The sequence below is a fragment of the Streptomyces torulosus genome (genome assembly GCF_001419765.1).
In the GTDB taxonomy this organism is placed as follows: domain Bacteria; phylum Actinomycetota; class Actinomycetes; order Streptomycetales; family Streptomycetaceae; genus Streptomyces; species Streptomyces torulosus.
Genome location: NZ_LIRK01000019.1, coordinates 1 through 11,502 on the forward strand (window position 1 = coordinate 1; position 11,502 = coordinate 11,502).

The window sequence follows — 11,502 nt, forward strand, 5'->3', positions numbered from 1 at the left end:
GCTCTCTGCGTGTGGCCTGAGACATCTGCTGCTCCTCGTCGCTTGCCGCCGGGCGTGGGCCGGGGCTTCGGCACGGGACCCCTTGACAGGTCACCGCCTGCGGCCTCAGTGTTGCCGACCAACATGCAGAACGCAATATATGGCGTAGCCGAGGAGGTCCCCATGGGCACCGCTCATCCCCGTCTCGACCCCGGCACGGACACCCCACCCGCCCGGCCCGCAGGCTTCTGGCGCCGAGGTCTGCGGATGCCGATCGGTGTCCAGTCGATCATCGCCGTCGGACTGGGGGCCCTCGTCGGATCCCTCGCCCCGGCCGCGGGCGAGCAGATGAAGATCCTCGGGGAGGTGTTCCTGAACCTGGTGCAGGTCGTCGTCCTGCCCCTGGTCTTCCCCCTCATCGTGCTGGGCATCGCCCGCATGGAGTCGGTCAAGAAGGTCGGCCGGATCGCGGGCAAGGCCATCCTGTACTTCGAGATCGTCACCACCGTCGTCCTGCTGATCGCCGTGGGCCTGGCGAAGCTGACGGGCATCGGCAAGGGGGCCCCGGTCCAGGGGGCGGACGCCGACGACCTGGACGGCCTGAGCCAGGGCATCGACTTCCACGAGCTGATCCTGCACGCCGTACCGAAGAACATCTTCGCCGCGTTCGGCGAGGGCAACCTGCTCGGCGCGATCACCTTCGCCCTCCTCGTGGGCGTCGCCATGGCCGCGATCGGAGCGAAGTCGGAACCCTTCGCCGAGGTCCTGGAGTCCGTCGCCTCGGTGATGTTCCAGGTCGTCGGCTACGTCATCCGGATCGCGCCCCTCGGCGTGCTCGGCTTCATCTCCTACGACGTCGCCCACTACGGCTTCGGCAACCTGCGCAGCCTGCTGGGCTTCATCGCGGTCGTCTACACGGGCCTGGCCGTCGTCGTCGGCGTCCTCTTCCCGCTCATCGCGGCCCTCTACCGCGTCCGCTACGTCGAACTGCTCAGGTCCATCGCCGGGCTCGCCGGGATCGCGTTCGTCACCCGCAGTTCGGAGTCCGTGCTGGCCCCTCTGATGGGCAGGCTGGAGGCGTTCGGTCTCAGCCGGTCGACGACCTCCTTCGTCGTCCCCCTCGGCTACTCCTTCAACACCGACGGCTCCGTCCTCTACCAGGCGGCCGCCCTGGTCTTCCTCGCCAACGCGTACGGCGCCGACACGTCGTTGCCGGCGCTGCTGCTGATGGTCGGCGTGCTCGTGATCCTCTCCAAGGGCATGGCCGGTGTGGCCTCCGCCTCGATCGTCGTCCTCATCGCCGCCGGCAACTCCATCGGCCTGCCCGCCGAGGGCATCGCCCTGCTCCTCGGCGTTGACTTCATCGTCGACATGGCCCGCACCGGCGTGAACGTCATCGGAAACTCCCTCGCCGCGGCGGTCATCGACAGCTCCGAGAAGCGACGCGAGGCCGGACGCGGCGGGCGGGGCGAGCCCGATGCCCCGACCGGCTCCGACGAGGCGACCGCCCCCGGCACGCCCGCCGGGCCCGGGGCCCCGGTCGATCCCGGCAGCACCTCCGGGCCCGAGATCCCGGTCGATCCCGGCAGCGCCTCCGGGCCCGAGATCCCGGTCGATCCCGGCAGCCCGCGCGCGTCCGGCGGAACGGCCGAGCCCCGGCCCGTGGCCCTCCGGAAGGAAGCCGCACAGTGAGCAGCAGTCCGGCGCCCGAGACGAGTCCGTGGCCGGAGAGGGAGACCAGCCCGTCGCTGGAGCCCAACCCGTCTCCGGGGAGCGAGCCGTCCCCGGAGACCCATCCGGCTCTGGCGATCAGTCCTTCCCCGGCGATCCGCCGCTCCCCGGAGATCATCGGCATCCTGGGCGGTATGGGCCCGGCGGCCACCGCCGACTTCTACGCAAAGCTCGTCTCCACCACACCCGGTGCCAGCGACCAGGACCACCTCCGTACGGTCATCTGGTCCGACCCCACCATCCCCGACCGCACCGAGGCCCTGCTGGGCGACGGCCCCGATCCCACCCCCTGGCTCCTCGACGGCGGCCGAGTCCTGCGCGAGGCCGGGGCCACCGTCATCGCCATCCCGTGCAACACCGCCCACGCCTTCGTGCCCCGCATCGCCGACCACGTCGGTCTGCCGATCGTCCACATGATCGGCGAAGTCGCCCAGCACCTCGGGGCCCTGAGCCCCCGCATCCACACCGCGGGACTGCTCGCCACCACCGGTACCGTGCGCGCGAACCTCTACCAGGAGTGGCTGGACCGCGTCGGCATCCGCCTCGTGCTGCCCGGCACCGACAGCCAGGACCGCGAGGTCATGGCCGGCATCCGCGCCGTGAAGGCCGGTGACCGCGACGGGCCCGCGACCGCGCTCCTGGGCCGCGCCGCACGGCGGCTCACGGCGCAGGGCGCGCAGGCGGTCATCGCGGGCTGCACCGAGATCCCCCTCGGCCTGCCCGCCGACGCCGTCGACGTCCCCCTCGTCGACCCCGCGCTCGTCCTGGCCAGGGCCCTCGTTCGCCGGGCCGGAGCGAGCGTCACGCCCGGAGAGGCCGCGTAGAGCGATGTACTGTACGCAATATGTCACTCGACAGCCCTGTCTCCCGCCGCCTCCTCAGCGACGAGGTCTTCCACCGGCTGCGCGACTCCATCGTGCGCGGCGAACTCGTCCCCGGCGAGAAGGTCAAGGACGGTGAGCTCGCCGAGCGACTCGGTCTCAGCCGCACCCCGGTGCGCGAGGCGCTCGCCCGGCTCACCGAGATCGGTCTGGTGGAGGCCAAGCCCGGCGTCTACACCCGCGTCACCACACTCAATCGGCGTGACGTGGAGAAGACCCTCGCCGTCCTGCGCTCCCTCGACCAGCTCGCCGTCGAGACGGCCGTGCCGGTCATGACCGAGCGGGATCTGCGGAGGATGCGCGAGGCCAACCGGGACTTCGAGCGGGCCGTCGCCGACAACGACACCACGGCCGCGCTCGCCGCGGACGACCGCTTTCACGCCGTTCCCCTCGCGGCGGCGGACAACCCCGTGCTGAGCCGGATCGTGGAGCAGCTCCACCCGCAGATCCACCGCATCCTGTACCGCAAGTTCTCCACCCTGCTCGGCGGGCGCAACACCATCGAGCACCACGACCGGCTCGTCGACGTCTGCGCCGGCGGCGACGCCCGCGCCGCCGGCGAACTCTCCGGAGCCCACTGGTCCGAACTCGGCGGCCACATCAACCACCTCTTCGACACCAACCAGCTCACCGAGCCGGTCGACCGTTAACCGGTGAAAGCCGCTCCCCGCAGGGGGAGCGGCCTTCCACGGGTCAGCCGCACGCCGACGGGCCGCCCGGCTGACCGGAGCGGCCCCGGGATCAGGAGCCCTCCTTCAGAACCTCCCCCACCGTCCCCAGCGCCGAGCGGAGTTCCGCGGCCGTGACCGTCAGCGGCGGCGCCAGGCGGATCGTCGAGCCATGGGTGTCCTTGACGAGGATCCCCCGGTCCATGAGCCGTCGGCTGATCTCGCGGCCCGTGCCGATCGCCGGGTCGATGTCGACGCCCGCCCACAGACCCCGTGCCCGGAAACCGACCACGCCCCGGCCGACCAGTGCCGTCAGCCCGTCCCGCAGGACGACGCCCAGCTCGGCCGCCCGCTGCTGGAACTCCCCGGTCCGCAGCAGCTCGACCACCGCCGAGCCCACCGCCGCCGCCAGCGGATTGCCACCGAACGTCGACCCGTGCTCGCCCGGCCTCAGCACGGACAGCACCTCCCGGCGCGCCACCACCGCCGACACCGGCACGATGCCACCGCCGAGCGCCTTGCCGAGCAGCACGGCGTCGGGCATCACGTCCTCGTGCTCGACCGCGAGCGTACGGCCGGTGCGGCCCAGACCCGACTGGATCTCGTCCGCGATGAACAGGCATCCGGCACGCCGGGTCACCTCCCGCACCCCGCGCAGATAGCCCTCGTCCGGGATGAGCACACCCGCCTCACCCTGGATGGGCTCGATCAGCACGGCCGCCGTCGTCTCGTCGACGGCCGCCTCCAGCGCGGCCAGGTCGTTGTACGGCACCACCCGGAAGCCCGGGGTGAACGGCCCGAAGCCGCCCCGCGCCTCCGGGTCGGTGGAGAAGCTGACGATCGTCGTCGTACGGCCGTGGAAGTTGCCCGCGGCCACCACGATCGTCGCCCGGTCCGCGGGCACGCCCTTCACCTCGTACGCCCACTTGCGGGCCACCTTGATGCCGCTCTCCACGGCCTCGGCGCCCGTGTTCATCGGCAGCACCATGTCCAGGCCCGTCAGCTCGGCCAGGGACTCCGCGAACTCCGCCAGCCGGTCGTTGTGGAAGGCCCGCGACGTGAGCGTCAGCGTGTCCAGCTGGCGGTGCGCGGCCTCGATCAGCGCCGGATGGCGGTGACCGAAGTTGAGGGCGGAGTAGCCCGCCAGCATGTCCAGATAGCGGCGGCCCTCCACGTCCTCGACCCACGTGCCCTCGGCACGGGCGACGACGACGGGAAGCGGATGGTAGTTGTGCGCGAGGACGGGCTCCTCGGCACGGATGAGGTCGGCCGACGAACGCGTACGGACGGGAGCGGTCATGAGCGGGCCTCCTGGGTCATGGAGCGGAACGCCGGGCGAGGGCGGGGGAACGGGGGCCGGGTCTCCAGCTTCACGGGCGGAGCTCCTGCGTGCAGCACTTGATGCCGCCGCCGGCCTTCTGGAACTCCGACAGGTCGAGCGGGACGGGCACATAGCCCTGCCGGTCGAGCTGGTCGGCGAGTTCCTTGGCGCGGGACGAGATGAACACATGGCGGCCGTCGGACACCGAGTTCAGCCCGAAGGCCAGCGCGTCCTCACGGCTGGCGATCACCGCGTCCGGGTACAGCCGGGCGAGGACCGCGCGGCTGCCGGGGGAGAACGCCTCCGGGTAGTACGCGATGTTGCCGTCCTCCCCGTCGTCGAGCACGAACAGGGCGGTGTCCATGTGGTAGAACCGCGGGTCCACCAGCTGGAGGCTGATCACCGGGACGCCGAAGAACTCCTGCGCCTGACGGTGGGCCTCACGCGTGGTCCGGAAACCGGTCCCGGCGAGGAGGAAGCGGCCGGCCGGCACCAGATCGCCCTCCCCCTCGCACACCGACTCGGCCCGGTGCACCTCGTACCCGGCGCCCTCGAACCAGGCGTCGTACGCGGTGGACTCCGGACGCCGCTCCGGCGCGTGGAACAGCGAGCCGAGGACACGGCCGCCGAGGACGAGCGCGCAGTTGGCCGCGAAGACCATGTCGGGCAGCGCCGCCACCGGCTCCACGGTCTCCACGGTGTGGCCGTGGTCCCGGTAGGCGCGGATCAGCGCCTGCCACTGCTCACGGGCGAGGTCGACGTCCACGGGGGCGTCCGGATGCATCCAGGGATTGATCGAGTACTGCACGGCGAAGTGTCTGGGTTCGCAGACGAGAAAGCGCCGAAGGCGCGGCACACGGCTGTCGGGCACAGAGGGTCTCTCCGCTTCCTGCGGTGTCGGCTGGGGATGACACCACGGTAGGAATCAGGACAGACGCCCGACAAGCGACGAGCGCTGCGTGTTCACGCAGTGATACTGCGTATTGAACCCGCTCAGCGCACGTTCGGTGCGTCGGCGGTGGCGGCGGCCTCCGGAGCCTCGGGCAGCAGATGCGACAGCACCATGTAACTGATCGTCTTCCGGATGAACGGCTCGGTGCGGATCCGCTCCAGCACCTCCTCGAAGTGCTCCACATCGACGGCCCGCACATGCAGCAGCGCGTCCGCGCCACCGGTCACCGTCATCGCCGCCGTGATCTCCGGATGGTTGCGCACCACCTCCGCCAGCCGCCGGGGCGGCGCCGCGCCCTCGCAGTACACCTCCACGTACGCCTCCGTACGCCATCCGAGCGCCGCCGGCTTCACCGTGGCCGTGAACCCCGTGATCACCCCGGTCTCCCGCAGCCGGTCCACTCGCCGCTTGACCGCGGTGGCCGAAAGACCGATGGCCGAGCCGATCTCGGCGAAGCTGGTCCTCGCGTTCGCCATCAGCGCCGTGATGATCTTGCGATCGAGCTCGTCGAACGCCGCTGACTTGCTGTTCATGCGGGCACTGTATCCAGCGACCGGCGCCCGCGGCGCGCGCCCGGAATGCCTCCGGCGCGCGGACATGTGCAGGCGTACGAATTACTCCTACACTCCGGGTTCATGCTGCGCGCGCTCGCCGTCGATGACGAGAAACCCTCCCTCGAGGAACTGCTGTACCTGCTGAACGCGGATCCGCGGATCAGCAGCGCCGAGGGCGCCGGCGATGCCACCGAGGCCCTGCGCCGGATCAACCGCGCCCTGGAGTCCGGGCCCGCCGGACCCGAGGCGATCGACGTGGTCTTCCTCGACATCCACATGGCCGGACTCGACGGCCTCGACCTCGCCCGGCTCCTCACCGGCTTCGCCCGGCCCCCGCTCGTCGTCTTCGTCACCGCCCACGAGGGCTTCGCCGTGCAGGCCTTCGACCTCAAGGCCGTCGACTACGTCCTCAAGCCCGTCCGCCGGGAACGGCTCGCCGAGGCGGTACGCCGAGCCGCCCAACTGCGCGGCGCCGCCACGCCGATACCGGTCCACGAACCCGACCCCGACCAGATACCCGTCGAGCTCGGCGGAGTGACCCGCTTCGTCGCCGTCGACGACATCACCCATGTGGAGGCCCAGGGCGACTACGCCCGACTGCACACCTCGCAGGGCAGCCATCTCGTCCGCATCCCGCTCTCCACCCTCGAGGAACGCTGGCGCGCCCGCGGCTTCGTCCGCATCCACCGCCGCCACCTCGTCGCCCTGCGCCACATCGGCGAACTCCGCCTCGACGCGGGCACGGTCAGTGTGCTCGTCGGCTCCGTGGAACTCCAGGTCAGCCGCCGCCACGCCCGCGAACTGCGCGATCTGCTGATGCGTCGGACCACGGGCTGAAGGAGACGGCATGCCCCAGGACCCCACCGAACGGCGCGTCGTCGTCACCGGCGTGCCCCGCCGCACACTCCCGCACTCCCGGCTCCGCCCGGCCGGGAGACACCCGCACCGCTCCGGCCAGCACCGCCCGCGCACCGAGATCGACGAACAGACCACCCTCGGCCACACCTACGTCCGCTCCCTCATGCGCAGCCAACTCCGGGCCGCCCTCGCGGTGTTCGCGGTCCTCGTCCTGCTGGTCGCCCCGCTGCCGCTGGTCTTCGCCGCCATGCCGGACGGCGCCGGCCTGGAGTGGGCCGTCCTCGGCTTCGGCATCTACCCCCCGCTGGTCCTCCTCGCCCGCTGGCACGTACGGCGCGCCGAACGCAACGAACAGGACCTCGTACGCCTCGTCGAGGACCGCTGAGACCCACCGCGCCCCAGCCGACCGGAAGCCCAGCAGGAACGAGAACCCAGCATGAGCGAGAAGCCCGCATGAGCGAGAAGCCGGCATGAACGAGAACTACGCCGTCCCCGCGGTCGCCCTCGTCGTCGTGGCGACCGTCTTCGTCGGCGCGTTCGGCCTGCGTATCTCCCGCACGACCTCCGACTTCTACGTCGCCTCCCGCACCGTAGGCCCTCGCCTCAACGCGGCCGCGATCAGTGGCGAGTACCTGTCCGCCGCCTCCTTCCTCGGCATCGCGGGCCTCGTCCTCGTCCAGGGCCCCGACATGCTCTGGTACCCGGTCGGCTACACCGCCGGATACCTCGTGCTGCTGCTGTTCGTCGCCGCCCCGCTGCGCCGTTCGGGCGCCTACACCCTGCCCGACTTCGCGGAGGCCCGGCTCGCCTCCAAGACCGTACGGCGGCTCGCGGGCGCCTTCGTCGTCGGCGTCGGCTGGCTCTACCTGCTGCCCCAGCTCCAGGGCGCCGGACTGACCCTGAACGTGCTCACCGACGCGCCCCAGTGGCTCGGCGGGGTCATCGTCGCCGTCGTCGTCGCCGCGACCGTCGCCGCGGGCGGCATGCGCAGCATCACCTTCGTACAGGCGTTCCAGTACTGGCTCAAACTCACCGCCCTGCTGGTCCCCGCGCTCTTCCTCGTCCTCGCCTGGCAGGGTGACGGCGCTCCCCGCCACGCCTTCGACGAACCGGCGTCCTTCCGCGAGCAGCGGGTCGTCCGCGTCGACGCGACCCTCGACCTGAAGCTCGCCGAGCCGCTGACCGTCACGGTGTCCGGCGCCATCGACGGCCGCCGCCACGACGAGAAGCGGATCGACCTGCCGACCGGGACCCACCATGTCGAGCGGGGCACCCGGCTGACCTTCACCGAGGGCGACGCCGTGCCCGTCGCCGACCGCGGCAGCAACGGCGGCATGTCCACCTCCCTCGCCGAGGGCCGCGAGGAACGCCCCCTCTACGCCACCTACGGGCTGATCCTCGCCACCTTCCTCGGCACCATGGGCCTGCCCCACGTCGTCGTCCGCTTCTACACCAGCCCCCACGGCGTCGCCGCCCGCCGCACCACGGTCGTCGTCCTCGGCCTCATCGGCGCCTTCTACCTCCTCCCCCCGGTCTACGGGGCCCTCGGCCGGCTCTACGCCCCCGAACTCACCCTCACCGGGGACGCCGACGCGGCCGTACTCCTCCTGCCGGACCGCATGATCGGCGGCATCGGCGGCGATCTGCTCGGCGCGCTCGTGGCGGGCGGCGCGTTCGCGGCGTTCCTGTCCACCGCGTCCGGCCTCACCCTGGCCGTCGCCGGCGTCCTCGCCCAGGACGTGCTGCCCGCCCGCGGGGTACGGCACTTCCGGCTCGGCACGGTCCTCGCCATGGCCGTACCCCTCGCGGCGAGCGTCCTGGTGGGCGGACTACCGGTCGCCGATGCGGTCGGCCTCGCCTTCGCCGTGTCCGCCTCGTCCTTCTGCCCGCTGCTCGTCCTCGGCATCTGGTGGCGGCGCCTGACCCCGCCGGGCGCCGCCGCGGGCATGCTCGCCGGCGGCGGCGCGGCGCTGCTCGCGGTCGCGGCGACCATGGCCGGCTACCCCGGCACCGGCGCGTTCCACGCCCTGCTGGCCTGGCCCGCCCTCTGGTCGGTCCCGCTCGGCTTCCTGACGATGGTCCTGGTCTCCCTGGCCACACCGAGCAGAGTCCCTGCCGAGACCCCGTCGATCCTGGCCCGCTTCCACCTGCCGGAGGAACTGGTCGGCGGCCAGCCCGGAGCGGCCTCCAAGGAGATCGAACTGTGGCGCAGGTGAGCGGAACCCGCGAGCCGCGGGCGGTGTACCAGTTGCAGGAGGTGAACGATGAGCGGTGAAGTCAGCGGATTCCTGGCCGGGTTCCTGGTCGCGGTGCTGCCGTTCCTCGCGGCCGGCTTCTGGCTCGGTCGCCGGACGGCCCGACCGGGCAGAAGCCTGGGCGGCCTCGGCACACCCGTGGAGCACGCCACGTTCCAGACCCTGCACACCGCGACGCTCGCCGCGCCCCCGCTGCGCGCCGGACTCACCGAGGAGACGGCCCGCAGATCGGCCAAGCGGCTGCGCACCCTGCTCGGCACGGACGCGCTGTGCCTCACCGACCACGAGTCGGTCCTCGTCTGGGAGGGCGTGGGGGAGCACCACCGCGCCGAGATCATGGAGCGTCTGGCCGGCCCCCTGGAGAGCGGCCGGGGCGAGGCGTTCCGTCTGACCTGCGACATCCTCGACTGCCCGGTCCGCTGGGCGGTCGTCGCCCCCCTCACGGTCGACGACCGCGTCCACGGCACGCTCGTCGCCTGCGCCCCTCTGGAGTCCGCCGTCCTCGTCCGCGCGGCCGGGGAGGTCGCCCGCTGGGTCTCCGTCCAGCTCGAACTCGCCGACCTCGACCAGTCCCGCACCCGGCTCATCGAGGCCGAGATCAAGGCCCTGCGCGCCCAGATCTCCCCCCACTTCATCTTCAACTCGCTCGCCGTGATCGCCTCGTTCGTCCGCACCGACCCCGAGCGCGCCCGCGAACTGCTGCTGGAGTTCGCCGACTTCACCCGCTACTCGTTCCGCAGGCACGGCGACTTCACCACCCTCGCCGACGAACTCCACGCCATCGACCACTACCTGGCCCTGGTCCGGGCCCGCTTCGGCGACCGCCTCTCCGTCACCCTGCAGATAGCCCCGGAGGTCCTGCCCGTCACCCTGCCCTTCCTCTGCCTCCAGCCCCTCGTGGAGAACGCGGTGAAGCACGGCCTGGAGGGCAGGCTGGACAAGAGCCACATCAGCATCACCGCCCAGGACGCGGGCGCGGAGGCACTCGTCGTCATCGAGGACGACGGCGTCGGCATGGACCCCGAGGTGCTGCGCCGCATCCTCTCCGGCGAGACGAGCCCCTCGGGCGGCATCGGCCTGAGCAACGTCGACGAACGGCTCCGCCAGGTGTACGGCGACGACCACGGTCTCGTCATCGAGACCGCGGTCGGCGCGGGCATGAAGATCACCGCCCGGCTGCCGAAATACCAGCCGGGCGTACACCCGGACGGGGGAATACCCCGAGCCTGAGGATCACACAGCGTGCGTCTCAGGTGCGCGATGCCACCATCCCCAGCGTCAGCAGGCCGAGGACGACCCATCCGAACCACAGCCAGCCATTGCTTCCGAGAGCCACGGTGTAGGCCGTCACGGCGACCAGCCCACCCACGGTGAGCACCCCCATGGCCTTAGTCGAACTGGGCATCGCGACACCCTCCTCATGGTTCGTCCTTCTCCATGGTGCGCCTGTCCTGGCGCATCGCGGTGCAGACGACGAAATGTGTGTCCGAATGCCATCCACTGTCGCCCACCCAGACAGCGGCTTCATAGGTGTCGTGGGGGTAGCCGTACTCCTTGGGAGGGACCTCTTTCTGGCAGATGTCGGGCCCTTCGTCCTTCGCTTTCTTCAGCTTCGTGGTCGAGGGCAGTTGGAGAAACGCGAGCACCTGCTCGTCGTGCGGTCCGTCGCACGGAACCAGCTTGGCGCGGCTGTCGGAGAGCCGGTCGATGCAGTCCCGCTTCTGCATGGTGGCCGTGTCGGTGAACACCATGCCCATCGGTCGGTGCCCCCCGATCGGGCCGTGCACCGGCCCGTGGGTGCCCAGCAGCAGGCAGGCGACGCGCTGCCCGGCGGTGTCGAAACCGTCGGCGGTCGGCACCACCGCGTAGCCACGGGTGTCGGCGAGCAGGCCGTCGGCCTCCTTGGTGAGCCGGTCGCACTGGGCGGCGCCGCCGCTGCGGGCGTCCTCGGCGGATCCGGCCTCGTACACGGCCATGACCTGCCCGTCCGTGCCCTCACCGCAGTCCACGACGGTGAGCCGGGGCTGGTCCGTGAAGGGGACGCCGGCCCAGTCGGCGTCGACACAGTCGCCGTTCCTGAGTGCCCGTGTCAGCCCGATGACGTCCCCGTAGGGCCTCGCGCCGCTTCCGGTGCCGCCGCCCAGTCCGCGGAGGTCCGGCAGGTTCTCCAGCCCGTACATGAGCCCGCTCACCAGCAGGGCCAGGCCGAGGGTGGTCGCCATGCCGGCCAACAGGGCCTTCGCCCGGTGATGACCGCGCCGCCCGTCGGTGCGGGGGCCGGGGGCGCGGTCATCACCGGGCGA

12 protein-coding genes are annotated in these 11,502 nt (G+C 71.6%); 7 read left to right on the forward strand and 5 right to left on the reverse strand.

Annotated elements, in window-relative coordinates; genetic code table 11:
* Nucleotides 1-162: 162 nt before the first annotated feature.
* Genes AOK23_RS02095 through AOK23_RS02105 form a run of 3 tightly spaced genes read left to right on the forward strand, consistent with a single transcriptional unit; the run spans nucleotide 163 to nucleotide 3,241 of the window.
* Complete coding sequence (locus AOK23_RS02095; RefSeq protein ID WP_240496212.1) at nucleotides 163-1,671, forward strand: dicarboxylate/amino acid:cation symporter; 1,509 nt, start codon at nucleotides 163-165, stop codon at nucleotides 1,669-1,671.
* Nucleotides 1,668-2,534 (forward strand): cysteate racemase, encoded by an 867-nt coding sequence (cuyB, locus tag AOK23_RS02100; protein WP_240496213.1) that lies wholly within the window; start codon nucleotides 1,668-1,670, stop codon nucleotides 2,532-2,534. The genes AOK23_RS02095 and cuyB overlap by 4 nt, the downstream gene beginning before the upstream one ends.
* A 20-nt stretch (nucleotides 2,535-2,554) precedes the next feature.
* On the forward strand, nucleotides 2,555-3,241 hold the full coding sequence (locus tag AOK23_RS02105) for a GntR family transcriptional regulator (RefSeq protein ID WP_055711033.1): 687 nt from the start codon (nucleotides 2,555-2,557) through the stop codon (nucleotides 3,239-3,241).
* Between the two features lie 91 nt (nucleotides 3,242-3,332).
* On the opposite strand, the gene rocD is transcribed toward AOK23_RS02105, so the two are convergent.
* From rocD to AOK23_RS02120, 3 genes are all read right to left on the reverse strand, one after another.
* Nucleotides 3,333-4,559 carry an ornithine--oxo-acid transaminase gene (gene rocD / locus AOK23_RS02110; RefSeq protein ID WP_055711034.1) on the reverse strand — a complete coding sequence of 409 codons (1,227 nt, stop codon included), beginning with the start codon at nucleotides 4,557-4,559 and terminating at the stop codon, nucleotides 3,333-3,335.
* 70 nt (nucleotides 4,560-4,629) lie between these two features.
* Nucleotides 4,630-5,451, reverse strand: a complete 822-nt coding sequence (gene ddaH, locus AOK23_RS02115) for a dimethylargininase (protein WP_055711035.1) — start codon at nucleotides 5,449-5,451, stop codon at nucleotides 4,630-4,632.
* Nucleotides 5,452-5,573: 122 nt separating this feature from the next.
* The gene (locus AOK23_RS02120) at nucleotides 5,574-6,065 is read right to left on the reverse strand and encodes an Lrp/AsnC family transcriptional regulator (RefSeq protein WP_055711036.1); all 492 of its coding nucleotides are present in this window, start codon (nucleotides 6,063-6,065) and stop codon (nucleotides 5,574-5,576) included.
* A 102-nt stretch (nucleotides 6,066-6,167) separates the two neighbouring features.
* On the opposite strand from AOK23_RS02120, the gene AOK23_RS02125 reads away from it, so the two are divergent.
* The 4 genes from AOK23_RS02125 to AOK23_RS02140 all read left to right on the forward strand — a co-directional run bounded on the left by AOK23_RS02125 (nucleotide 6,168) and on the right by AOK23_RS02140 (nucleotide 10,429).
* Nucleotides 6,168-6,923, forward strand: coding sequence for a LytR/AlgR family response regulator transcription factor (locus AOK23_RS02125; protein ID WP_055711037.1), 756 nt, complete (start codon nucleotides 6,168-6,170; stop codon nucleotides 6,921-6,923).
* A 10-nt stretch (nucleotides 6,924-6,933) separates the two neighbouring features.
* A complete protein-coding gene (locus AOK23_RS02130; RefSeq protein ID WP_055711038.1) occupies nucleotides 6,934-7,329 on the forward strand; it encodes a hypothetical protein in 396 nt (131 codons plus the stop codon).
* A gap of 85 nt (nucleotides 7,330-7,414) precedes the next feature.
* Complete coding sequence (locus AOK23_RS02135) at nucleotides 7,415-9,160, forward strand: sodium/solute symporter (RefSeq protein WP_055711039.1); 1,746 nt, start codon at nucleotides 7,415-7,417, stop codon at nucleotides 9,158-9,160.
* Between the two features lie 48 nt (nucleotides 9,161-9,208).
* Entirely contained in the window at nucleotides 9,209-10,429 is a 1,221-nt protein-coding gene (locus tag AOK23_RS02140) for a sensor histidine kinase (RefSeq protein WP_055711040.1), read from the forward strand.
* A 19-nt stretch (nucleotides 10,430-10,448) separates the two neighbouring features.
* Here the strand turns inward: AOK23_RS02140 and AOK23_RS46505 are convergent, their stop codons facing one another.
* Entirely contained in the window at nucleotides 10,449-10,604 is a 156-nt protein-coding gene (locus AOK23_RS46505) for a hypothetical protein (RefSeq protein ID WP_107102705.1), read from the reverse strand.
* Between the two features lie 13 nt (nucleotides 10,605-10,617).
* On the reverse strand, nucleotides 10,618-11,502 hold an 885-nt coding region (locus tag AOK23_RS02145), incomplete at its 5' end, for a septum formation family protein (protein ID WP_206336100.1).